The following is a 23,491-nucleotide window of genomic DNA, read 5'->3' on the forward strand; positions in this document are numbered from 1 at the left end:
TCTAACGCGATAGTAGCTCAGCTGCCAGTGCCGTTCTAGCAGCCGAAAGTAGGGCAGGGAGAAACGAAAAGGCCCGCCGGTGGCGGGCCGAATGAGGTTACTGGACGGTTTCCTGTTCGCTGAACAAGCCGTCAAACAGCATGGTGGACAGATAGCGTTCACCGGAGTCAGGCAGAATGACAACGATTGTCTTTCCCTGCATGGCGGGTTCACGAGCAAGACGCACGGCCGCCGCCATGGCGGCTCCACACGAGATGCCACAGAGGATACCTTCCTCACGCATAAGCCGTTGGGCCATGGTCTTGGATTCATCGTCACTGACGCGTTCCACTCGATCCACCATGGAAAGATCCAGATTTTTCGGTACGAAGCCAGCGCCGATCCCTTGGATCTTGTGAGGGCTGGGTTTGACTTCCTGTCCGGCCATGGTCTGGGTGATAACAGGCGAACTCTCCGGCTCTACCGCTACTGACAGGATAGGCTTGCCCTTGGTGTTTTTGATAAAGCGGGAAATACCGGTTAGTGTGCCGCCGGTACCAACACCCGCCACCAGGACATCCACAGCGCCATCGGTGTCGTTCCAGATTTCCGGGCCAGTGGTTTTTTCATGAATGGCCGGGTTGGCCGGATTTTCGAATTGCTGGGGCATGAAGTAGCGAGAAGGATCGCTTTCCGCAATTTCTTTGGCTTTTTCAATCGCGCCCTTCATGCCTTTGGCGGGCTCTGTCAGTATCAGCTCGGCACCTAGTGCCTTGAGAACCTTACGACGCTCCAGGCTCATCGAAGCGGGCATGGTCAGGATGAGCTTGTATCCACGGGCTGCTGCAACATAAGCGAGACCAATGCCGGTATTGCCGGACGTAGGTTCGATCAGGGTCATGCCGGGCTTGAGCTTGCCGTTGGCCTCCGCATCCCAGATAAGATTGGCGCCGATTCGGCATTTCACTGAATAGCCCGGGTTACGGCCTTCGATCTTGGCCAGAATGGTTACCCCTTTAGGCCCAAGGCGATTGATGTAAACCAGAGGTGTGTTGCCAATGGATTGTGCGTTATCAGCGAAAATTCGGCTCATCTAAAGATCCCTGCATGGGTCAACAAATATGAGTTCAGCCTAAGGCTATGGCGTCAAGGCGTCCAGTCCAAGGAAACTGACACTGGCATGGTCGGTCCATGAAAGACATGCCAGAGGGAACCGAGCCATGAAACTGCGCTATAAGACGCCTGCACTTGTCATCTTGAGCATAGTTGCCCTGTTGATTGTCGTGCAGCTCGCCATGCCTTATGTCATACGACATTACCTCAATACCAAGTTGGCGGACATGGGCGATTATCGGGGACATATTGCCGATGTCGATCTGGCATGGTGGCGGGGCGCCTACCGTATCGATGGACTCAAGATCGAAAAGGTGACAGGCAAGGTGCCCGTACCGTTTCTGGACGCGCCCAGCATCGACATTGCCGTGAGCGGAAGAGCGTTATGGGAAGATCACGCCATTGTCGGGAGGATTATTTTCGAGCGCCCCGAACTTAACTTTGTCGACGGCGGCGATGATCCGCAGTCCTCCCAGACAGGTGAGGGTACGGACTGGCGTGCTCAGTTGGAGAAGATCATCTCGATCACCTTAAATGAGGTGCGTGTAGAGGATGGCAAGCTCAGTTTCCGTAATTTCAACTCATCACCTCCCGTCAATCTACAAGCAACCCAGGTAAACGCCAGCCTTTACAACCTGACCAATGCCGCCGATGCCCAAGGCAAGCGGGTGGCACGTTTCGAAGGCAAGGCCACTGTGCTGGATAATGCACCGCTGGAAACCTCGGCAGAATTCGACCCCTTCAGCGACTTTAGTGACTTCCTGTTTCGGCTGAGGGTAACGCAGGTAGACCTGCCCAAAATAAATGACTTTGCCAAAGCGTATGGCAAGTTTGACTTCAAGTCCGGTAGTGGTGATCTGGTCATTGATGCCAAGGCTAATAATGGACAGCTCAGCGGCTACATCAAACCCTTGTTCAAGAATGTAGACGTCTTCGATTGGCGTCAGGATGTAGAGAATAAAGACAAAGGATTTTTCCGCGGGCTGTGGGAAGCCGTAGTAGGAGGAAGTCAAACCCTTTTGAAAAATCAGCGCAAGGATCAGTTCGCGACTCGAGTTGAATTGCAGGGCAGCGTCAAGCAGCAGGATATCAGTCCTCTACAGGCGTTCTTTTCCATCCTGCGGAATGCTTTCATTCAGGCATTCAGCGCTCAGTACGAGGATCAGGGTTAGTGTATCGCCTGTGCTTTATACCTATCATCACGTCCTGTTGATCAATCCCGAGGGTCGCCCATGAAATTTGAAGGTACGGCGGATTACGTAGCAACCGCTGATCTCCAATTGGCTGTAAACGCAGCCATCACCTTGCAGCGTCCGCTGCTGATAAAAGGAGAGCCTGGTACTGGCAAGACGCTGTTGGCTGAGCAGCTGGCGCAGGCTCTTGGTACACAATTGATCACCTGGCATATCAAGTCCACTACGAAAGCGCATCAGGGGCTGTACGAATACGATGCCGTCAGCCGGCTGCGCGATTCCCAGTTGGGTGTCGACAAGGTTCATGACGTTGCCAACTACATCAAGAAAGGCAAGCTTTGGGAGGCATTTGATGCGCAGGAGCGGGTCGTTCTGTTGATTGACGAGATCGACAAGGCGGACATTGAGTTTCCAAATGATCTGCTGCAAGAGCTGGATCGCATGGAGTTCTATGTATATGAAACAGGCGAAACGGTTCGTGCCCGGCACCGTCCCATCATTATCATTACGTCCAATAACGAGAAGGAGCTACCTGATGCCTTTCTGCGTCGCTGCTTCTTCCATTACATTGCGTTTCCTGACCGCGATACGTTAAAGCGTATTGTGAATGTGCATTTTCCAAATATCAGCCAGACGCTGGTCAATGAGGCGCTGGAGGTATTCTTTGATATCCGTCAGGTGCCTGGACTCAAGAAAAAGCCTTCCACGTCAGAGCTAGTCGATTGGTTGAAGCTGTTGATGGCCGATGATGTCGGTGAGTCGGTTCTGCGTGAACGAGACCCTCGCAAGACTATTCCGCCGCTTGCCGGGGCCTTGGTCAAAAACGAGCAGGATGTTCAGCTGCTTGAGCGCCTGGCTTTCATGACGCGGCGAAACGGCTATCGATAATCAAGGAGGTCCTATGCTCAAGGGTAGCTGTCTGTGCGGTGCGGTGACTTATGAAGTCAATACTTCGCTTGAAAAAGCCACCCACTGCCACTGCTCGATGTGCCGCAAGGCCCATGGTGCGGCCTTTGCTACGTATACGACTGTGTCTAAGAAAAGCTTTCGTTTCACGACCGGTGAAGCAGATGTTGCAGCCTACCGTTCGTCTCCAGAGGTGGTTCGTACGTTTTGCCGGCGGTGCGGGTCGAATCTACAATTCTTGCGAGATGGTCGGGATACGCTGGGGTTGGCGCTAGGATCATTGGATTCCGCGCTTGGTGCCTTGCCTGTCGATGAGATTTTTACCGAGGCCCAGCCGTCGTGGTATCAAGCGCCGGTGCGTCATGACTGATCGTTCTCCAGCCGGGAATAGCCGATGCTGCTGAGTCTTTTTCATGAGTTGCGTTCTGCTCGAATTCCCGTTTCCCTGCGAGAGTTACTGGATCTGCATGAAGCGCTACTGACAGGTGTCGTGTTTGCAGACATGGACGCCTTTTACTCTCTGGCACGTACTATCCTGGTCAAAGACGAACGTCATTTTGATCGCTTCGACAGGGCATTTTCAGCGTATTTTGACGGGCTTCAATCACTCGACGAGGCGCTGGAAGTATTGATCCCGGATGAGTGGTTGCGTAAAGCCTTTGAGCGTTCACTGACGCCCGAGGAGCGTGCGCAGATTCAGTCATTGGGTGGTCTGGACAAGCTCATTGAAACCTTTAAGCAGCGCTTGGCCGAGCAAAAAAGTAAGCATGCCGGTGGCAACAAGTGGATTGGTACGGGCGGCACCAGCCCCTTCGGCTCAGGGGGGTATAACCCTGAAGGCATTCGTGTCGGCGAGGCAGGTGAAAGGCAGGGAAAGGCCGTCAAGGCCTGGGAGCAACGTGAGTACCGTAACCTGGACGATCAGGCGGAGCTCGGGCGCCGGAATATCAATGTTGCTCTTCGGCGTCTACGTAAGTTTGCCCGGGAGGGGGCAGCGGAAGAGTTTGATATCGAAGGCACTATCGATCATACCGCCCGCGATGCTGGACTGCTGAATATCCAGATGCGGCCCGAGCGCCACAATGCGGTCAAGCTTTTGCTGTTGCTGGATATCGGCGGGTCGATGGACATGCATGTGCAGGTCTGTGAGGAACTGTTTTCGGCCTGCCGCACCGAATTCAAGCATCTGGAGTATTTCTACTTCCATAACTTCATCTATGAATCAGTCTGGAAGGACAACCAGCGCCGGATGAGCGAGCTGACGTCTACGCTTGATCTATTGCATCGCTATGGCGAGGACTACAAAGTGGTATTTGTTGGCGATGCGTCCATGGCGCCCTACGAGGTACTTCAGCCCGGCGGTAGTGTGGAGCACTGGAATGAAGAAGCAGGCTCAGTCTGGATGGAGCGATTCAAGGCCAAATTTCGAAAGATCATCTGGCTTAATCCCTATCCGCAGCGGGCTTGGGAGTACACATCCTCTATTCAGATCATCCAGGAATTGGTTGAGGGGCATATGTATCCATTGACCCTTGAAGGCTTGGAAGAGGGGATGCGTTACCTCGCACGTGGGTGAGGCTTGCAGGGCAAGCCTTCTATTAGCCTGGAGCGAAAGGAGGGGCCTCGGTAATTTCTATCAGGAAGGGCCTATCGGGTGGCGCATCGAGGAGTAGTTGTTCCAGATGTTGATGATCAGAGGCTTTTGCGGCTGCGCAGCCAAAGCCTTGAGCTAGCGTTATAAAGTCGGGTGTATAAATGTCTACACCCAGCGGTGTAATGGCGCGCTGCTTCATGTATCGCTTGATCTCACCGTATCCCTGGTTATTCCACAAGAGAACGATGATTCCGACACGCGCCTCTACGGCGCTGGCCAGCTCCGGCAGGGTAAATTGGATACCGCCGTCACCGATCAGGCAGATAACCGGCCGATCTGGACAGGTCAGCTTGGCTCCAATGGCGGCTGGCAAGGCATAGCCCAAGGTGCCGTAGCCCGTAGACGCATTGAACCAGCGACGTGGCGAGCGCAGCTCGACGATATGGTTACCGGCATAAACCGGCTGTGTTGAATCACCTACATAACAGGCATCGGGACAGGCGCGGCTAAGCGTATCGAACAGTGTACGGAAGTGGCTGAGTGGTGCCAGTGTGTCGGCTAGCTCACGCCGGGCCTTGGTCACACGCTCGCGACCGCTACCGGTTGCCTGAAAAATGTCAGGAGGCAATCTGTTCAGAAGCTCTTGGATAGCCGTCCTTGCATCCGAGACAATACCCAGCCAGGGCTGGTAGTTACGGGTAAGTTGATCAGGGTCTATATCGATTCGGATCAGGTCACCACTCAGTTCGAATCCACCATCGAAAACCACGTCATAATCCGTCTCGCCCAGTTCTGTCCCGATAGCCAGAATGACATCCGCCTCTTTTGCCAGTTGCCTGACAGCGGGCAATGACTGGTTGCACCCCAATCCCAGTGGATGGTGGTCAGGCAGTACTCCTTTGGCATTAATAGTGGTAGCGGCAGGCGCTGCGAGTCTATCGACAAGAATCCTGGCTTCGCTGGCTGCGGCAATACAGCCGCCTCCCAGTAGTACCAATGGACGTTTGGCGTTTCCGAGTCGCTTGGCGGCCAGGTCGAGCTGCTGCGGATCAGGTGCCGGGCGGCTGAAGCAGGGTTTGCATACAAGGGACAAGTGATCGGCGGGCGCGGTAATGACGTCGAGGGGAAGCTCAATGTGTACAGGTCGAGGCCTTTGGCTTTCGAATACCGCAAAGGCTTGGGTCAGGACCGCAGGCAGCTGGTCGACATCCAGCAGCGTATGACTGAAGGCTGTCACCCCGGCGGTCATGGCGCGCTGATCGGTCAGCTCATGCAGATAGCCACCGTTCCGCCCCAGGCGAGCCCGCGTAGTTACGCTTGAAATGACCAGCATGGGGATGGAGTCTGCATAGGCTTGAGCCATGGCAGTCAGGATATTAGTTACGCCGGGGCCGGTAATGACAAAGCAGACTCCGGGCTTGCCGCTGGCGCGAGCGTAACCGTCCGCCATGAAGCCTGCACCTTGCTCATGGCGAGGCGTAATATGGCGAATGCTGCTGTCTGGTAAGCCTCGGTAAAGCTCAACGGTATGAACACCGGGAATGCCAAAGACCGTATCTACGCCCCAGGCTTCAAGTTGTCGAACCAGAAATTGGCCGCAGGTAACCATGCTAGATCTCCTCAGGCGCGGTTGTTGCCAGGGCATGTTGAGCGGAGCGAGCCAGAAGGCTCAGCAATACGAAGCTGCTCAGACTGACCGCCAGACTGAAATAAATGGGCGTGTTGGCTTCCAGGCCATCCTTGAACATGAAGATCAGTGCCGTCAGACAGCCCAACAACATGCTGGTGATCGCGGCAGGTGTGGTTGCTCGCTTCCAATAGATGGCGCCGATCAGGGGAATCAACATGCCGCCAACCAGCAGGTTATAGGCGCACGTCAGCGCGTTGAGTACATCGTCTACTGCTAGGGCAATACCTAATACGATGAGCCCGACGAGCAAGGTAAACAGACGGTTGAGCGAGAGATTGGTCAGCGGCCTTCCCTGACGCAATACCGGGATCAGGTCTTCCGTTAAAACTGTGGAAGCAGCCAGCAGGGCCGCGCTGGCGGTAGACATCATGGCAGCCAAAGCGGCAGCGATCACCAGGCCCCGGATGCCATCCGGCAGGGCTGCCTGAACGATTGCGGCAAAGGCATTGTTGGCATTGTCCAGATCCGGTAAGAGCACCTTAGCTGTCATGCCAATCAGGGCTCCACCTAGTCCGTATAACACGCAATAGACGCCTGCGGTAGTACCTGCATAGCGGGCGACGCGCTCATTTCGGGCAGTAAATACCCGCTGCCAGATATCCTGTCCGATCAGGACGCCAAAGAAATAGATGACGAAGTACGTCACGATCGTGCTCCAGCCAATGGCGGTAAAGCTGAAGCTGGAGGCAGGCAGCTTAGCAACGAGTTCATCCCAGCCGCCAATCCTGTACAGGCAGATCGGCAGGAGGATGAACATCAGGCCTACGGTCTTTATGACGAACTGGACGATATCCGTCAGTGTCAGGGACCACATCCCTCCAATTGCGGAATACACCACTACCACGCCGCCGCCGATCACGACGGCCAGCCAGAAGGGAATGCCAAAAAGCACCTGCATGACTGTACCGATGGCAATGGTCGAGGTCGCTGCCAGCATAAGTGCATAGGCCACCATGATGACGGCGCTGGCTTGGCGTGCGGTTGTGTTGTAACGCCGTTCCAGTACCTGAGTCACGGTAAAGATGCGAAGTTTGAGGAGCGGTTTGGCCAAAAACAGATTCAGGATAATGATGCCAAGCCCCAGGGCCGCGCACAGCCAGAACCCGGAGATACCGTGTACATAGCCCAGGCGCACTGTACCTACCGTGCTGGCGCCGCCCAATACAGTAGCCGCCATAGTGCCCATGTAAAATGTAGGTCCCAGGTTGCGACCCGCCACTAGAAACTCATCATGGGATTTAGCGCGGCGCATGCCGATCCAGCCTAGTAAAAGCATGGCAGCTACATAGGCGAGGACCACAAGGATATCCAGGGCCATGAAGGCCTCCTTTAGAATCAGTTGAATAAGGAGCTGGGCAACGAGAGGCTTCAGGCATGTGCCTTGAGCCAGCCGTCGATCAGGTGCCGCAGGCGTTCACCGGAAAAACTGGGGAAATGCCCGCCGTGTACCGTGCGGATAGGCATTTGTCGAAGTCGCTCCAGACTTAAGGCATAGGCCTCCAGATTCGAGTGGTAGGCATCCTCGACCAGCGGCCCGTCGTAGATAATGTCGCCGCTGAATAGCGTTGCGGTGGCGGCTTCCCATAGGCTGATGCCGCCAGGCGAATGCCCAGGTGTATGCAAAATCTCCAGGTGGCGATCGCCGAGGTCAAGAATGTCGCCTTCCTCGATCAGGCGAGTCGCTGGAGCAGCTTTGACGCAGTATTCGGCATAGCACAGCGGGCAGTCAGGGTGTGCCTCGAACATGGCGTCCGTGACGTATCTGGCCGCCAGAGTATTCTCGCGGGTGGGGTGGGCGAGAATATCGGCTTCAGCAGGGTGCGCCAGACGCTCATCGAACTCATGATGCCCAGCGATATGATCGAAATGCGTATGGCTTGCCACGGCCATCAAGGGACGCTCGGTCAGCCAGGGAAGTTGCTCCCGCAGGCTGACGACACCCGAGCCGCTATCGATCAAAACATCACGGTCTCGTCCTTGAATGTGCCAGAGGTTGCAGCGGTAAAAGGGCCGAATGTAAGGTTCGTGGATCAGACTGATCCCATCGGCGCCACGCTTTACCTCGAACCACTGATCTCGGCTGACAATGTTCATAGGTGTCACTCCAGAAATCAGGATAGGCTGGCGTTGGAGCGGATCAGTGCAGGGCTGCCGCGTGTTGCAGATGCGTTGAGCCGGGCAGGGCCATAGACTTCGATCGGCTCTGAAAAAAGCCGGAGCAGCAGGCTATAGAGCAGGGCGGCCATGCCTAGCGTGATGGGCAGGCTGATATCGATTCCGCCTGCCACCTCGCCTAAGGGGCCTACGAACTGACCGGGCAGGTTGACGAATAGCAACCCAGCCACTGCGCTGGGAATCCAGGCACCCAGGCCCCGCCAGTTCCAGCCGTGGTGGAACCAGTAGCGTCCGCCACGTTCGCCGCGAGTAAAGACCTGCAGATCGTCAGGGCAGTAAAAACCGCGCCGATTGATCAATCCGATGATCATGATGATCATCCAGGGGCTGGTGCAGGTAATGATCAGCACTGCAAATGTCGACACGCTCTGGACCAAATTAGCGGCGAAGCGGCCGATAAAGATGAATACGATGGCCGCAACACCAATGAGGAGCGTGGCACGTACTCGCGTCAGTACACGAGGGAAGACGCTGGACATGTCCAGTCCTGTTCCATAGAGCGAGGTGGTGCCGGTAGACATTCCACCAATGGTGGCAATCAGGCAGACGGGCAAAAAGAACCAGCTGGGGGAAATGGCTAACAAGCCACCTACATAGTTATTCTCAGCGATGTACTGAGGGGCTTTTACAGCCACGATGCTGGCCGTGGCCAGACCGAACAGGAAGGGGATCAGCGTTGCGACCTGGGAAAGCACTACGGCCAGCATGATGTGCAGCTTAGATGTCTGGCGAGGAATATAGCGTGCCCAGTCACCCAGGAAGGCACCGAAGGAGACCGGGTTACTCATGGCAACCAGCGCCGAGCCTATGAACGCTGCCCAAAAGCCTTCTGTGCCGGGATTGAGCGTGCCGGCATAACTTGCGTCGAACGGCCCTGCAAAGGCTGCGATTCCCAGCATGAACAGCACGCTGGCGCTAACGACCGCGACCTTGTTCACCCAGAGCAGGAAGCGGAAGCCATACAGGCAGACCGTCAAAACCAGTATGGCAAATACGCCGTAGGCCAGTCCGAGCGTCAGGTCTGTTTCAGGAAGACCGATCAGGCGCTTGGCACCTCCGATCAGGGCATCGCCTGAACTCCATACGGAAAGTGAAAAGAACGCGATAGCGGTCAGCAGGGAAAGGAACGAGCCTACAATGCGACCATGTACACCGAAATGAGCCCCAGACGAGACGGCATTGTTCGTGCCGTTTATAGGGCCAAATAAGCCCATGGGCGCAAGGATAACCGCGCCGGTCATGACGCCCAGAAGAATCGCCCAGACGCCTGCCTCGAAAGACAAGCCAAAAAGAATAGGAAAACTGCCCAACACGGCAGTAGCGAAGGTATTCGCTCCACCAAAAATCATGCGAAACAAATCGAAAGGAGTAGCGTTGCGTTCGGCGTCCGGGATTTTTTCGACGCCAAAGGTTTCGATACGGGTGATACCGTTAGGGTTGTCCATGGTCGCCTCGACACGGTTATAGGCCACTGCACTGAGCGATGGCTTCTTTTGTTATCCCCGCAGGCGCTGGGCCCGCGGGTTGGTGTTCGGCAGTACGGCAAGGCCGGAAGGCTGATTGCCTGAGGCAAGTTCTGAACCTGCCTCAAACGGGAGTCTTTGCGGACTCCTCGGATTTATTTATCGTTACAGCGGCTATCGGCGTACCACCCCAGGCAGCACACACAACATTTCATAAAGCAGGTTGGCGCCCAGTAGAGAGGTGTTGCCTGTAGTGTCGTATGGGGGAGATACCTCCACAAGATCGCCTCCCACTAGATCAAGCCCGTGGCAGCCGCGGATAATTTCCAGTGCCTGAATGGTGGTCAGTCCGCCTATTTCAGGGGTGCCGGTTCCTGGAGCCCAGGCGGGGTCAATACCGTCGATGTCAAACGACAGGTAAACAGGGCCGCCTTGCACTTTTGCCCGGACTTCCGCCATCAGAGGAGAGAGCGATGTGTGCCAGCACTCTTCCGCCTGCACAACGCGAAATCCCTGCTCACGGCTCCAGTTGAAATCGTCTGCCGTATAACCCTGGGCACGTAGTCCGATCTGCGCGACGCGGTTGCAGTCCAGCAGGCCTTCTTCAACTGCCCGGCGAAAGGTGGTGCCATGAGCAATCTTCTCGCCAAACATGTGGTCGTTCACATCGGCATGGGCGTCGACATGAACCAGCCCAACCTTGCCATATTTCTTCTTCATGGCTCTGAGAATAGGCAGGGTGATCGTATGGTCACCTCCAAGGGTGAGCGGAATGACATTGTGCTCAAGAATGCCGTCATAGGCCTCTTCAATAATCCGTACGGCATCGAGAAGGTTGAAGGTATTGATGGCTACATCGCCAATATCGGCCACCGAGAGCGAATCAAATGGCGCGGCGCCGGTTGCCATGTTGTAAGGGCGGATCATGACGGATTCGGCCCGAATTTCGCGTGGACCAAAGCGGGTGCCGGAGCGCAGTGACGTTCCAATATCCAATGGCACACCAACGAAGGCGGCGTCCAGCCCGACAGGCGACTCGAGGTGAGGCAGGCGCAGCATGGTCGCGATGCCCCCAAAGCGTGGCATCTCGTTACCACCCAGCGGTTGATGAAGTTTTTTCTCCACAATCGATCTCCTGCCTGCGAAACGATGGCCCGATTGTGTGAAGGAAACAGCGCCTGAAAAATCGGCACGTGCAAAAAATCAGTTCAGAGATTTCTAAACTATCGGATAGGCTGAAAAAAATAAGACAACGGATCCTGTCCATGGCCAATGCGCTGCACGATATTCGTCTACTCAGAATTTTCGCGACTGTTGTCCAGAGCCAGGGCTTTGCGGCGGCACAGCGAGAACTGAATCTATCAACGTCAGCCATCAGTACCTATATGAGCCAGTTGGAAAGCCAATTGGGCATCACCTTGTGTCATCGTGGGCGCGGCGGGTTTGGGCTGACCAGCAAGGGTGAGATGTTTTATCAGGAGACGTTGAGAATCCTGGGAGAGATCGAAGGCTTTGAGCGATATGCAGCCGCGCTCAAGGGCGAGCTGAGCGGTACGCTCAAGCTGGGGATGCTGGACTCGTTAGCCAATGAGCCTGCCTTGTCATTGGCGGATGTTATCGGTGCTTATACAGGTGAATACCCCTCAGTCCACATTCATCTGACGGTCATGAGTCCTTATGACCTTCAACTGGCCATTCTTGAAAACCGGTTGGACTTGGCCATCGGTGCGTTTTCTGCGCGAATGAATGGGGTAACGTATCAGCCACTTTATCGTGAGCAACATTGGTTATATTGCAGCGACCGCCATCCTTTATTCAAAGAAAGGCATATTCCCGAAGAACTTATTACTCAACAAAGAATGGTCCGAAGAGGCTATTGGAGTCAGGCTGAACTGGCTCGGCATGGGTTCAAGGAAAGTGCGGCAACAGTTGAAAGTATGGAGGCTCAGTTAATATTAATTCTTTCAGGAGCTTATATAGGTTATTTACCTGAGCATTATGTTCATGCGTGGGTTAATCAAGGACGATTACGTGCTTTACAGCCAGCAATGTTTGGCTATCAGGCGCCATTTTCACTCATATTTCGCCGAGGCCGTAATCGCGAAAGTCTAATACAGACTTTTCAAAGAATTCTTAAAGCTCATATGCGGCGTGCCGATAAGTAGCTGACGTTAAAAAATGATGACAACTAACAGGAGTGCTATTTGCCATCATTTAATTAAACGTCCGCTTATTTGGAAATCAAGAAGGCTTCTCCGCCATGCGCAAAAACCTGCCAGTGACACAACAGGCTCGTACATTCAGGGAAAGTGAGCGTCTTATCTCAACGACGAATCTCAAGGGACAAATTACTTATTGCAATGACGCTTTCGTCACAATAAGTGGTTTTAAGCGAGAAGAGCTTATTGGCAGTCCACATAATCTGGTTCGTCATCCAGATATGCCGGAGGGCGTATTCGGCCATATGTGGGATACCCTAAAACAGGGCAAAGCCTGGATGGGTATCGTCAAAAACCGCTGCAAGAACGGCGACTATTATTGGGTAAACGCATACGTCACACCTATCTGGGAAAATGGCCAGATGGTGGGCTATGAGTCCGTACGTGTGCTGCCTACCGCGGATCAGATCCGGCGGGCCGATGTCATGTATGCACGGCTGCGTGAAGGCAAGCGTGCAGTACCGGTGACAGAAGCCATCAAGCATTCTGTCAAAATTGCATGGCCTACGCTTTTCAGCGGTGCCTTTATCTTTGGCGGTCATTTCTATTTCAACGACCTTGCCCAGGCGGGTGTGATTGTTGCCAGTGCACTAGGCATTACCTTCTGGCAGTTCAAGCGTCAGCGCTGGACCATTGAAAAGATCTTCGAGACCAATCCGAAGATGTTTACCAGCGCCATCGTTGCGCCTACGTACAGTAACCAGTTTGGCGCGGCAGGCCAGATGGACCTCGCCTTGCAAAGCCAGGAGTCACGTTTGCAAACGGCGTTGACGCGTCTGGTGGATACAGGCAACAACGTGCAGAGTAAGGCGGCAGAGTCGTTACGTCTTGCGCGGGCTCAAGCCGAATTGCTTGATCGTCAGCGCCATGAGACCGATCAGTCAGCCACCGCTATCAATGAAATGTCTGCCACCATTCAGGAGGTTTCGCAAAACGTTAACCAGACGGCTCAAGCTGCTGGCGAGGCGGAGTCGCTGGCCCTGCATGGTCGTGACGTGGCGGATGAGAGTTTAGCCTCCATGAGGCAGCTGGCTGGCGCCGTGAGTGAAATTGGACAGGCAGTGGGTGAGCTTGCCGATTCTACGCAGTCGATCGGCAGCGTTGCCGATGTGATTACTTCGATTGCCGAGCAGACCAATCTACTGGCGCTTAACGCTGCGATTGAAGCGGCAAGGGCAGGCGAGGCTGGTCGCGGATTTGCCGTGGTCGCAGACGAGGTGCGCTCGCTGGCTTCACGTACGCGTGATTCTACCCAGCAGATTCACCAGATCATCGAGAACCTGCGTTCAGGCGCGCAGCGCGCCGTGGCTACAGCAGCCAAGGGCGAAGAGGCCTCACGGCAGAGTGAAGAACACACGGCAGCTGTACGCGAGGCACTGGAGGGTATCAGCCAGGCGGTCATGCGAATCACGGCCATGAGCCAACAGATGGCTACGGCGGTAGAAGAGCAGAGCCATGTGGCAGAGGACATCAATCAGCAGATCACCCGCATTGCCGAGTTGTCCGATCACAGCACTCAACAGTCACAGCAAGGTGCCGTGCTCGGTGGTGAGCTTGAGCAGATGGCAGTTTATCTGCGTGATCTGGCAGCGCGCTTTAATCGCTAGGCAACGCTTGAGGTAGACTGATGGCTGTTACCTGCTATTGGTCTACCTAGAGGTTGTATGTCACGCCCACGTTGTGCTGCATGCCAGCGTCCTGAAAGCCATTGCTTGTGCGCGCTTGTTCCCAGGCTTTCCAGTGCGACTCGCCTGTTGATCCTGCAGCACCCTGACGAAACCCAGCATGCGCTGAACACGGCGCGCCTGGCCGCACTAGGTTTGGTAAACAGCGAGTTGCTTGTTGGTGAGCAGTTCGAAGGGCTCGAAGCCCGTTGGGAAGGGTATACGCCCTGGTTGTTGTTTCCTGACGAGCAGGCTGAAAGCCTTGAGCATATAAAGGCCAAAGCTGAGCATTCTGGCAAGGCTATGCTTGTCATACCTGACGGCACATGGCGAAAGGCACGCAAGCTGCTGTACCTTAATCCGTGCGTGGCAGCGTTACCACGAGTCAGCTTGCCGACCGGTCTTTCGTCGCGTTATCGTCTTCGAAAAGCTCCTGCCGCTGGGGCTGTCTCGACCATCGAGGCGATTGTCACGGCCTTGAACGTATTAGAGACGCCCAAGCGTTTCGATGCGCTGCTTGCGCCTTTCGAGAGGTTAATCGAGCGCCAGATCGAGGCAATGGGTGAAGAGGTATTTGCAAAAAACCACGCGCTGAAAAGACATCATCATTAGTCTGTCATGAGTCCGACATACCGTTTAGGCATGCTCTTTTTAAGGAAGCTCTGAAGCGTTCAAAGCGTGCGGGCTCTTTAAACAGTCAAAAGCGACCACTTACCAGAAATTATGAATTTCTTGGCCGTACTAGGCTCTATCCATTACAGCCCGGATGAATCCGGTAAAACCGGTCGAGTAGGAGAGCAAGCTATGACCTTGAGTATCCAAGTCGTACGACAGGTGGAAGAGGAAGAAACCATTCTGGCCTTCATTCCAGTATGGATGGGTGGAGACCAGCCTATTGAGCCTGGTGTTCCGACTGAGCCTATTTCTCCGCCATCGCAACCCATTGAGCCTGGCGAGCCCACCGTACCTGATCCCATTCCACCGGCACCTGTAGCCGATGCCCGCAGCATGATGATGTGAAGGGCAAGTTGTGACGAAAGCGGAGCTTAAGCTCCGCTTTTTATTAGGTTCCAGCAGGCACTCTGATCATGCTCAGAAAGCGCTGCTCTTCAAGCACATGCACGGCCTCAAGCTCCCGCCCCTTTTGCCAGCAAGGTGAAAGCGTCTTGGCGAGACGTAACCGGGCATAGCCGGATGGATCCCATTCGACCAGTTCGGCATCCTGGAAATAAAAGCGAACGCCAGTCAGCGGATAAAGCGCCTTGAAGAGGCTCTCCTTGAGCGAAAAGACTGCAGTGACATAAAAGGCGCTTTCAGCATCAGGGCTTTCATGCTCACGGGGCGTCAGCACTTCACTGGCCAGCCTCGCTGCGCGTCCTGGAGCCAGCAGCGTCTCGGCATCCAGTCCGATACTTTGCCAGTGCCTGGTTGCCGCAGTTGCTGCTCCTGCCCAGCCGTGGCTGTGAGTAATGGAGCCGCAGAAGCCTCTCGGCCATACAGGTGCACGATCTTTCCCTACGTGTGGCGTTTGCACGGCTCCTGTTGTTTCAGCTAATGATGCTCGTGCGCACAATCGTCCAGCCAGAAATTCGGTCTGCCGCTTCGGCACGGCCTTTAGCAGTGACGGGGGCAGCGCCATGTCAAGGCAGTCGAAATCGGCGGCGGTTAACAAGGTAGGGATAAAGCGCGTGGAGTATAGAGCCACGCCCAGTCGCTCAACTGGAAACGGCCAGTACAAGGTTGGAAGAATATCGCCAGGATAGAGAGTAGTCATGAAAGCATTCTGCCGCGCTGCATCTCATCCGCCAAGCGACGCTACAGTCAGTCATTGGCATCGGACAGGTGTTGCATGATCAGCTTTTTATCGGCAATGCCAACCTCTGCTGTGGCGGTTTTCCCCCAAATACCTCAGGGGGGAAAACCGCCACCTTGGGCGAATATCCGCCTCTTGAACCTCTTTATTCATACTTCTCAGTAGCTAACGCTTTGAAAAATATGGAGTTCTCTTTTATTTGGGGGAGTGGCACATGGCTTGCATTGTATATGGCAAGATCAAGGCATGGCCTTAATCCACAACAAAAGCTCCCTGGATGAGGGGCAGAACGCGATTGGCTTGACGTATCGCAAGGATGTGAGCGTAAGCACCATGGAATCACTCCCATGACAGCTAAAATTGAAGCAACCGCAGTGCCTCTTGCTGCAAAACCCCCGTTGTATAAGTCCTTGTATGTTCAGGTTCTGGTGGCTATTGCCATCGGTATCTTGATTGGTCACTTCTACCCGGATACCGGTGCTGCCCTGAAGCCGCTAGGTGATGGTTTCGTCAAGCTGATCAAGATGGTGATCGCGCCGATCATCTTCTGTACCGTTGTAACAGGGATTGCTGGCATGCAGAGCATGAAGGCCGTCGGCAAAACCGGCGGTTATGCGCTGCTGTATTTTGAAATCGTGTCGACCATTGCCCTGATCATTGGTCTGATTGTTGTAAACGTTGTCCAGCCGGGCGCTGGCATGAACGTTGACCCTGCCACTCTGGATACCAAGGGTATCGCTGCTTACGCGGCTGCTGGTGAAAAGCAGAGCACCATTGAGTTCCTGATGAACATCATCCCGTCGACGGTGGTTAATGCGTTTGCCCAGGGTGAAATTCTTCAGGTGCTGTTCTTTGCTGTCTTGTTCGGCTATGCCCTGCATCGTTTGGGCGAGAAGGGCGAGCTGATCTTCAACTTCATCGATCGCATCTCTCACGTATTCTTCAATATCATCAATGTCATCATGAAGCTGGCTCCAATCGGTGCCTTTGGTGCCATGGCCTTCACGATTGGCAAATACGGTGTGGGCTCGCTGGTTCAGCTCGGCCAGTTGATGCTGTGCTTCTACATAACCTGCGTGTTGTTCGTGCTCATCGTGCTAGGCGCCATTTGCCGTGCCCATGGTTTCAGCATTCTCAAGTTCATCAAGTACATCCGTGAAGAACTGCTGATCGTGCTGGGTACGTCTTCCTCCGAGTCTGCACTGCCACGCATGTTAACCAAGATGGAAAAACTGGGCGCTCAGAAGTCAGTGGTTGGCCTGGTAATTCCCACCGGTTACTCGTTCAACCTGGACGGTACATCCATCTACCTGACTATGGCGGCTGTGTTTATTGCTCAGGCAACCAACACCCATATGGATATCACGCATCAGATCACGCTGTTGCTCGTGCTGCTGATCTCCTCCAAGGGTGCGGCAGGTGTAACTGGTAGTGGTTTCATCGTCCTGGCTGCAACCTTGTCCGCGGTAGGTCACTTGCCTGTTGCGGGTTTGGCCCTGATTCTAGGTATCGATCGCTTCATGTCCGAAGCTCGCGCACTGACCAACCTGGTAGGTAATGGTGTCGCCTCCATTGTGGTTGCTAAATGGTGTAACCAGCTGGATGAGGGCCAACTGCACCGTGAGCTGGCCAATGGCCCGACGCGTATAGAGGAAGAAGAAGCCCACAAGGTGGCTTGATCTCTCCCAATAAAAAGCCCCGCCTAGACGGGGCTTTTTATTGCTTGTTCGTCATTCATTGTCGAGCCGTGTTTGCCCTGTGTAAGTCAGCGGACTCTGACAGCGACGGCAGGAGTAGCGATACCCTTTCTTGACCAGTCCATGTCGGCGCGCGGTAAAGGAAAAAGGGCTTTCCGAACAGCCGCACCGATAGAGGTAGACCTTCCGTGCCGGACGCTCAATTGCATAGGTATGGCATCTGCTTGGTGGCAGACCGTATACCCCCTGCATGATGAGTTGCCACTCTTTGCCGTGCGGACTTATCCGACTGCCAAATAGTTGGTGAGCTACCAGATGGGCCACTTCGTGGGCAACGGTATGCTTTAAAAAATGCTCCTGATTCTGCCTGTAGAGCACCTCGTTAAAGCGCAGGCGGTTTTCCTGCAGATGGGCAACCCCGGCTTTCTGTCCTCGTAGGCGAAGGCTCACGTCGGGGCGAATAAACGATTTTTTGAAAAATTGCTCGGCCAGCTGATAGCAGTCTTCGACACGAGCGAGTAAGGCTTGAGACATTCGCTTTCTCCGTATCGAGCCTATTATGCGTCAAAGCGCATCGGCTGCCTAAGTGGGCCGCTTACCGGCAAGCAGCCCAAACAGCTAATTACTGATTGATGCTCTCATTACGCAAATGATGTCGCCTGAGCGCTTCCATTGCCCCATTGAGTGACTGCAGAGTTGCGGTACAGCCTCCACGATCTGGATGGTTACGGCTAACCAGCTGTCGGTACCGATGGCGGATGGCTGAGTATGAAGCAGACTCGTCCAGATCCAGCAACGCAAAGGCAGACTTGATGCCACCTTCATCATTCTGGCGAGTCCAGAAGCTCTCCAGCAGCGCCTCTACGTCTTCCAGCGTGGTCGTGTCGAGCTGTTCGAGATCCAGATAATAGCTGCGCAAAGGATCCGCTACGATCAGGCCGGGTTTTGCACGGCGATAATCCTGTAGCTGAATGCGTAGCGCGTGGATTTCAAGATGGGCGCTGGCATTGGACCATAGTCGATCGCGCAGGGTATACAAGGCATTGAACAAGACGAAGTGCGTGCGAAACAGTACCAGTTTATCCAGCAGCGGCTCTTGAGGCACAAAGGGTGACCGGTCCGCTCTCAGGCGCTGAATCACATCGTATTCCGATAACCCTGCAGGGGCCGCCTTGAGCAATGCATGCAATTGATGAATGAGCGTTTCATTCGGGGCTGGTTGAAAAGCACTCATAGCCCATACCGATAAGCGGGTTGTACAGAGCAGGGTAGGGGAAACCGTGCTTTACGCGTAAAATAGTTCTTTTCGTGCATTTCCTGATTTGGATTCATCCATGAGCACCCTTTCTGTCAATCAGAACAAGCTCCAGAAACGTTTGCGACGTCTGGCTGGCGAAGCCATCGCCGATTTCAACATGATCGAAGATGGCGACAAGGTCATGGTCTGCCTGTCTGGTGGTAAAGACAGCTATACCATGCTTGATGTGTTGCTTTACCTGCAAAAGGTCGCGCCTATCAAATTCGAGATCGTTGCGGTCAATATGGACCAGAAGCAACCAGGCTTCCCCGAACACGTACTGCCGGCTTATCTCGAATCCGTCGGTGTGGCTTACCACATCATCGAAAAGGACACCTATTCGATCGTCAAGGAAAAGATTCCTGAAGGCAAAACGACATGCTCGCTTTGCTCGCGTCTGCGCCGCGGAACGCTTTATACCTATGCCGACGAAATTGGAGCGACCAAGATGGCGCTTGGCCATCACAGGGACGACATAGTAGAGACCTTTTTCCTTAATTTGTTCCATGGCGGAACCCTCAAGGCAATGCCGCCTAAACTTTTGGCAGACGATGGACGCAATGTCGTAATCCGTCCGCTCGCGTATTGCAGCGAAAAGGACATCGAAGCCTACGCAGAGCTCAAGCAGTTCCCGATCATTCCATGCAACCTGTGCGGCTCCCAAGAAAACCTGCAGCGCAAGGTAGTCAAGGAGATGCTTCAGGAGTGGGATCGCAAGACCCCGGGGCGCACCGAAATTATGTTCAGGGCTCTGCAAAATGTAGTTCCTTCGCAGCTGGCCGACCGTAATTTGTTCGATTTTGTGAACCTGCGCATCGATGAGGACGCTACACCGCGTTTTCTGGATGTCATGAATCTCTGAGGTACTGTGTTCTCCAATGCGTGACTATGCCTGGCTCCATGAGTTTTGCCTGAACCGCTTCGGCTCTTCCAAAGCCCTTGAAGCGGTATTACCCCAGCCCGCATCAGCCGAAGCGCTCGCCCAAGTGACTGCTGACCGCTATTTGTCCTTGATGACGCGGCGAATATTTCGTGCGGGTCTCAAGCACAGCCTGGTAGACGCCAAGTGGCCTGCGTTCGAAGAGGTTTTCTTTGGCTTTGATCCAGAAAAGGTCGTCCTGATGGGTGGCGAATGGCTGGAGCGGCTCATGCAAGACACGCGTCTGATCCGGCATCTGGGGAAGCTGAAAAGCGTTCCCCGTAATGCGCAGTTCATCCTGGATATCCAGCGGGAACAGAATGACTTTGGCCAATTTCTGGCGAATTGGCCCTCAGAGGATATTGTGGGACTCTGGCAGCTTTTATCCAGGCGAGGTAGCCAGATGGGAGGGCTTTCGGCACCGCGTTTTTTGAGAATGGCGGGCAAGGACACTTTTGTCGCTACGCAGGACGTTGTGGCTGCGCTCAAGGCTCAAAACGTTATCGACAAGGAGCCGACCAGTCAGCGTGATCGGGCTGCCATGCAGGCCGCCTTCAATCAATGGCAGGCGGAAAGCAAGCGGCCGTTGTGTCAGCTTTCGGTCATGCTCGCGCATACGGTAAATCATTGATGGACACGATACGGCAGGTGGCCCAGGCGCTTGAAAGCGCTCAGCGGATTCTTGTGATAACAGGTGCTGGGCTTTCGGCAGACTCTGGACTACCTACCTATCGCGGTCTCAATGGGTTGTATAACGGAAAAACCGAAGAGGGCATTCCTATCGAGGCTGCGCTCTCCGGTACGATGTTTCGACACCGTCCGGATGTCTGCTGGAAGTATCTGGCGGAGTTGGGCAGGGCTTGTCTTAGCGCTCAACCCAATGCAGGTCACGAGGCCATAGCCGAGTTACAGCGGCGCAAGTCTGAGTGTTGGGTGCTGACCCAGAATATCGATGGTTTTCACCGGCGAGCCGGGTCGCCCATGGACAGAGTCATAGAGATCCATGGCGAAATGGGGCCACTGTTTTGCTCGGCCTGCGAGGCAGGCAATATCCCTGTTGCTGATAAAATTGGTCATTCCCTGCCGCCACGGTGTGACCGTTGCGGGGGTGTTTTACGACCGCCTGTCGTGCTGTTTGAGGAGGCTTTACCTGCCAGAGCGGTATCTACTCTGATGCAGCAGAATGCTATCGGTTATGACGTTGTGCTCCTCATAGGCACTACCGCCAGTTTCCCGTATGTCATCGAGCCAGCCTTGCAGACCCTCAACAACGGGGGTTTTGTTGCCGAGATCAATCCAACCATGACTGATTTGAGTGCATCGGTGACAGTCAGGCTCCAAAAAAGGGCCATAGACGTTTTATCGATTATTTTAAGTCACATGTCCGATTAAAAAATTCTTGCCTGTTCGCTGGGTAAACGGCAAAGTGTCGCAACTTTTGAATTATGACACGGTCGTGCCCATGCTACGGACTCGCTTAGCACCCCTCGTGCCCCTAAGTTTTATTGCTTTATTGGCGGCTTGCGCCAACGCTCCACAACAACAAAAGCCTGAACAGGCACAGCTTTCAAAGCCGGCCCGGGAACAATCGGCCGCTGTTGAAAGCAAGCAATCGGCTCAGCCAATTCATTGGCTTTCCAGCAAAGCTACCCGTGGGGATGGTCATGCCTCCCGTCAGCCTTTGAGCTGGGAGCATGAGGTTGGCTCCACGCAGCCGATGCCGACTCTGGCCGATAGCATCCTGACCCGCGCCGAAGAGCTTGTCGGTACGCCTTATCGCACTGGCGGAAGCTCGCTCAAGGGTTTTGACTGCAGTGGCTTCGTCAATTATGTCTTCCGTGAGGAAGCCGGTATCCAGTTGCCACGCTCAACCCGCCAGATCATCAATCTTGATGTACCTGTTATCAGCAAGAACGACCTGCAGCCAGGCGACATTCTGCTGTTCAATCACAACGGCCGCGGTCGTGTCAGTCATGCAGCCATTTACATGGGCGAGGGGAAGTTCATTCATTCCTCGAGCCATCGTAGTGGCGGTGTTCGTGTAGACAGTCTCGAAGACCATTACTGGAAGGTCAGCTTCCTCGAAGGAAAGCGCATATTGCGCTAACAAGGCTTTGATCGCGTAGCGCGTTCAACGCTGCGCGATCGAGGTGGAATGCAAGAGTGAATGGATTGTCCTATGCCTGCTTTGGCTCGTATCGCACTGACTGCTCTGACCATTCTGCTGGCCGCCTGTGCCGGCACTCCGCCGCCTTCTCCGCCGCCTTCTCCGCCTCCTGCGCCAACGCCTGTTTCCAGGGTTCAGCTTGATACCCATTCACAGGCCGCCGATGACGTTCTGTTTCGCGCAATAGGGCTGGTTGGGACGCCTTACCGTTACGGGGGAAACACGCCCGACAGCGGTTTTGATTGCAGTGGCCTGATCAATTTCGTATACCGCGACGTCATGGGGATTCGCTTGCCGCGCTCCACGCGGGAAATGATCACTCTCAACGCGCCTTCTATCTCTCAATCGGCCTTGCAGCCCGGTGACCTGGTCTTCTTTGCGACGGCTGGAGGCAAGCAGGTCAGTCATGCGGGAATCTATGTGGGTGAAGGGCGCTTCGTACATGCGCCCAGTACTGGCGGAACGGTAAGACTAGACAGCCTTAGTACCCGTTACTGGCAGAAGTCCTATCTGGATGCCAAACGTGTACTGGTTACACCTAACCTGGCCAGCAGTGCCGCTGGCGGGCGCCTCTGATACCAGAGGCGCTTTGAACTCCAGGTGGATCGGTTGAATCTGATGGAAACACCCATTTTCCTTCCCGTTCATGCCAGACGCGATTCGACTGCCGCCTCAGCCTGACGCCTGCGAACTTTGCGGACGAAAGGCTCCGCTCACTCGGCATCATCTGATTCCCAAGTCTCTGCATGACAAGCCCTACGTGCAAAAGCGCTTTGATCGTATAGAGCGTATTACGGCAACGCTGTGGGTATGTCGTCCGTGCCATAACCACATTCATGCCACGTTTGACGAAAAAGCGTTAGCACTCACCTACAACAGCCGTGAGCGCCTCATGGAGGATGAGCGGATACGAACATTCGTGGAGTGGCTGTCACGAAAACCGGACGGCTTTGTACCCAAACGGTAACGCTTGGGCGGGTTAGCTAGAATAGTTTGTTTCCCTTCTTTTAATTGACGCTATAACCACGTCCAGCCAGACAGGCTGTCAATGCGCGACGATAATAATCCGTAGTTGCGCTTGGCGGTGCTGCCGTTGCGGTGGCTGGATCAAAGCCACTTTGAGTGACTGCCCAGCTATGGCATTCATATCGATCCCGAGCCTGCTGATCGGGCGTCTGGCCGCGAGCCGGGTAGGCGATGACGTCATAACTTTGTGTACTGACTGTTGTAGGAACAGGTGGTGTTACAACGATATAGCGCTGTTGATCGGCATTCCATGCATAGTAAGTACCTGCAGCCAAAAAGTAGAGTGCACTGCCTATCCAGACCTCTCGCGCAAAGTCTGGTAGCCCGTGCCCATGCCGGGGGCCTGGGTTGAAGGCCGGACCGGCATTGTGTGGAGCACGCCAGTCTGACCCGGGACCAGGCCTGTGAAGCGGCTCTGCCGTAGCAAGACAGGCTATGCCTATAGCTGCGAGGCCAACAACTGTTTTGCTGAGAGAAAAAAGATGCATATGTGCTCCCATGTTGTATGCGCAATCATGGAAAGGCACCCTACCAAGTTGAACTGCAAGAAGTGTTTGGCTTGTGTAAGCAGTACGT

At 54.5% G+C, this 23,491-nt stretch carries 24 protein-coding genes and 2 pseudogenes; 16 read left to right on the forward strand and 10 right to left on the reverse strand.

All coding sequences use genetic code 11. The annotated features are described in order from the left end of the window. Window positions 1-97: 97 nt before the first annotated feature. Window positions 98-1,072 carry a cysteine synthase A gene (gene cysK, locus EAW52_RS09960; RefSeq protein WP_122042284.1) on the reverse strand — a complete coding sequence of 325 codons (975 nt, stop codon included), beginning with the start codon at window positions 1,070-1,072 and terminating at the stop codon, window positions 98-100. Between the two features lie 127 nt (window positions 1,073-1,199). On the opposite strand from cysK, the gene EAW52_RS09965 reads away from it, so the two are divergent. From EAW52_RS09965 to EAW52_RS09980, 4 genes are read left to right on the forward strand one after another with little or no spacing between them, the layout of a single operon-like run. Continuing rightward, window positions 1,200-2,264: a DUF748 domain-containing protein gene (locus EAW52_RS09965; RefSeq protein WP_122042285.1), complete on the forward strand. Its 1,065-nt coding sequence runs from the start codon at window positions 1,200-1,202 to the stop codon at window positions 2,262-2,264. A gap of 60 nt (window positions 2,265-2,324) precedes the next feature. Next, window positions 2,325-3,173, forward strand: coding sequence for a MoxR family ATPase (locus EAW52_RS09970; protein WP_122042286.1), 849 nt, complete (start codon window positions 2,325-2,327; stop codon window positions 3,171-3,173). A 13-nt stretch (window positions 3,174-3,186) separates the two neighbouring features. Further along, the gene (locus EAW52_RS09975; protein WP_019365208.1) at window positions 3,187-3,561 is read left to right on the forward strand and encodes a GFA family protein; all 375 of its coding nucleotides are present in this window, start codon (window positions 3,187-3,189) and stop codon (window positions 3,559-3,561) included. Between the two features lie 24 nt (window positions 3,562-3,585). Next, window positions 3,586-4,767, forward strand: coding sequence for a VWA domain-containing protein (locus EAW52_RS09980; RefSeq protein ID WP_122042287.1), 1,182 nt, complete (start codon window positions 3,586-3,588; stop codon window positions 4,765-4,767). Between the two features lie 22 nt (window positions 4,768-4,789). Here EAW52_RS09980 and EAW52_RS09985 read toward each other — a convergent pair whose 3' ends face one another. From EAW52_RS09985 to speB, 5 genes are all read right to left on the reverse strand, one after another. Continuing rightward, window positions 4,790-6,394 carry a 5-guanidino-2-oxopentanoate decarboxylase gene (locus EAW52_RS09985; RefSeq protein ID WP_122042288.1) on the reverse strand — a complete coding sequence of 535 codons (1,605 nt, stop codon included), beginning with the start codon at window positions 6,392-6,394 and terminating at the stop codon, window positions 4,790-4,792. A gap of 1 nt (window position 6,395) precedes the next feature. Next, the gene (locus tag EAW52_RS09990; protein WP_122042289.1) at window positions 6,396-7,793 is read right to left on the reverse strand and encodes a sodium:solute symporter; all 1,398 of its coding nucleotides are present in this window, start codon (window positions 7,791-7,793) and stop codon (window positions 6,396-6,398) included. 50 nt (window positions 7,794-7,843) lie between these two features. After that, window positions 7,844-8,569, reverse strand: coding sequence for an MBL fold metallo-hydrolase (locus EAW52_RS09995; protein ID WP_122042290.1), 726 nt, complete (start codon window positions 8,567-8,569; stop codon window positions 7,844-7,846). Window positions 8,570-8,586: 17 nt separating this feature from the next. After that, window positions 8,587-10,095: a cytosine permease gene (locus EAW52_RS10000; RefSeq protein WP_122044765.1), complete on the reverse strand. Its 1,509-nt coding sequence runs from the start codon at window positions 10,093-10,095 to the stop codon at window positions 8,587-8,589. 192 nt (window positions 10,096-10,287) lie between these two features. Continuing rightward, on the reverse strand, window positions 10,288-11,238 hold the full coding sequence (speB, locus tag EAW52_RS10005) for an agmatinase (RefSeq protein WP_122042291.1): 951 nt from the start codon (window positions 11,236-11,238) through the stop codon (window positions 10,288-10,290). A 140-nt stretch (window positions 11,239-11,378) separates the two neighbouring features. On the opposite strand from speB, the gene EAW52_RS10010 reads away from it, so the two are divergent. From EAW52_RS10010 to EAW52_RS10025, 5 genes and pseudogenes are all read left to right on the forward strand, one after another. Next, on the forward strand, window positions 11,379-12,278 hold the full coding sequence (locus EAW52_RS10010) for a LysR family transcriptional regulator (protein ID WP_019365201.1): 900 nt from the start codon (window positions 11,379-11,381) through the stop codon (window positions 12,276-12,278). A gap of 95 nt (window positions 12,279-12,373) precedes the next feature. Beyond that, window positions 12,374-12,655 (forward strand): annotated as a pseudogene (locus EAW52_RS26800) (PAS domain-containing protein); the annotation flags it as partial. A gap of 333 nt (window positions 12,656-12,988) precedes the next feature. Beyond that, window positions 12,989-13,939: pseudogene (locus EAW52_RS26805) on the forward strand (methyl-accepting chemotaxis protein); the annotation flags it as partial. A gap of 57 nt (window positions 13,940-13,996) precedes the next feature. After that, the gene (locus EAW52_RS10020) at window positions 13,997-14,608 is read left to right on the forward strand and encodes a tRNA-uridine aminocarboxypropyltransferase (protein WP_019366957.1); all 612 of its coding nucleotides are present in this window, start codon (window positions 13,997-13,999) and stop codon (window positions 14,606-14,608) included. A gap of 192 nt (window positions 14,609-14,800) precedes the next feature. Then, window positions 14,801-15,016: a hypothetical protein gene (locus tag EAW52_RS10025; protein WP_074824126.1), complete on the forward strand. Its 216-nt coding sequence runs from the start codon at window positions 14,801-14,803 to the stop codon at window positions 15,014-15,016. Window positions 15,017-15,059: 43 nt separating this feature from the next. Here EAW52_RS10025 and EAW52_RS10030 read toward each other — a convergent pair whose 3' ends face one another. After that, window positions 15,060-15,770 carry a 4'-phosphopantetheinyl transferase gene (locus EAW52_RS10030; RefSeq protein WP_122042293.1) on the reverse strand — a complete coding sequence of 237 codons (711 nt, stop codon included), beginning with the start codon at window positions 15,768-15,770 and terminating at the stop codon, window positions 15,060-15,062. Window positions 15,771-16,156: 386 nt separating this feature from the next. Between EAW52_RS10030 and EAW52_RS10035 the strand changes: the two genes are divergently transcribed. Continuing rightward, window positions 16,157-17,488, forward strand: a complete 1,332-nt coding sequence (locus tag EAW52_RS10035) for a dicarboxylate/amino acid:cation symporter (RefSeq protein WP_010794754.1) — start codon at window positions 16,157-16,159, stop codon at window positions 17,486-17,488. A 51-nt stretch (window positions 17,489-17,539) separates the two neighbouring features. On the opposite strand, the gene EAW52_RS10040 is transcribed toward EAW52_RS10035, so the two are convergent. Beyond that, window positions 17,540-18,040 carry a SprT family zinc-dependent metalloprotease gene (locus EAW52_RS10040; RefSeq protein WP_019366960.1) on the reverse strand — a complete coding sequence of 167 codons (501 nt, stop codon included), beginning with the start codon at window positions 18,038-18,040 and terminating at the stop codon, window positions 17,540-17,542. An 88-nt stretch (window positions 18,041-18,128) separates the two neighbouring features. Then, window positions 18,129-18,740, reverse strand: coding sequence for a DNA-J related domain-containing protein (locus EAW52_RS10045; protein WP_122042294.1), 612 nt, complete (start codon window positions 18,738-18,740; stop codon window positions 18,129-18,131). A 100-nt stretch (window positions 18,741-18,840) separates the two neighbouring features. On the opposite strand from EAW52_RS10045, the gene ttcA reads away from it, so the two are divergent. The 6 genes from ttcA (at window position 18,841) to EAW52_RS10075 (ending at window position 22,856) form a co-directional block, all read left to right on the forward strand. Next, on the forward strand, window positions 18,841-19,665 hold the full coding sequence (ttcA, locus tag EAW52_RS10050; RefSeq protein ID WP_019366962.1) for a tRNA 2-thiocytidine(32) synthetase TtcA: 825 nt from the start codon (window positions 18,841-18,843) through the stop codon (window positions 19,663-19,665). Between the two features lie 16 nt (window positions 19,666-19,681). Beyond that, on the forward strand, window positions 19,682-20,353 hold the full coding sequence (locus EAW52_RS10055) for a DNA-3-methyladenine glycosylase I (RefSeq protein ID WP_122042295.1): 672 nt from the start codon (window positions 19,682-19,684) through the stop codon (window positions 20,351-20,353). Further along, window positions 20,353-21,114, forward strand: coding sequence for an NAD-dependent protein deacylase (locus EAW52_RS10060; RefSeq protein WP_122042296.1), 762 nt, complete (start codon window positions 20,353-20,355; stop codon window positions 21,112-21,114). Before EAW52_RS10055 ends, EAW52_RS10060 begins: the two co-directional genes overlap by 1 nt. A gap of 97 nt (window positions 21,115-21,211) precedes the next feature. After that, window positions 21,212-21,829, forward strand: a complete 618-nt coding sequence (locus EAW52_RS10065; RefSeq protein ID WP_372238888.1) for a C40 family peptidase — start codon at window positions 21,212-21,214, stop codon at window positions 21,827-21,829. A gap of 72 nt (window positions 21,830-21,901) precedes the next feature. Further along, the gene (locus tag EAW52_RS10070; protein ID WP_122042298.1) at window positions 21,902-22,465 is read left to right on the forward strand and encodes a C40 family peptidase; all 564 of its coding nucleotides are present in this window, start codon (window positions 21,902-21,904) and stop codon (window positions 22,463-22,465) included. A 70-nt stretch (window positions 22,466-22,535) separates the two neighbouring features. Beyond that, window positions 22,536-22,856 carry a hypothetical protein gene (locus tag EAW52_RS10075; RefSeq protein WP_010794746.1) on the forward strand — a complete coding sequence of 107 codons (321 nt, stop codon included), beginning with the start codon at window positions 22,536-22,538 and terminating at the stop codon, window positions 22,854-22,856. Window positions 22,857-22,896: 40 nt separating this feature from the next. Here EAW52_RS10075 and EAW52_RS10080 read toward each other — a convergent pair whose 3' ends face one another. Continuing rightward, on the reverse strand, window positions 22,897-23,403 hold the full coding sequence (locus EAW52_RS10080; protein WP_122042299.1) for a hypothetical protein: 507 nt from the start codon (window positions 23,401-23,403) through the stop codon (window positions 22,897-22,899). Window positions 23,404-23,491: the final 88 nt, after the last annotated feature.

Origin of the sequence: Pseudomonas sp. LTJR-52 (assembly GCF_003691465.1) — a bacterium.
Taxonomy (GTDB): Bacteria; Pseudomonadota; Gammaproteobacteria; order Pseudomonadales; family Pseudomonadaceae; genus Chryseomonas; species Chryseomonas luteola.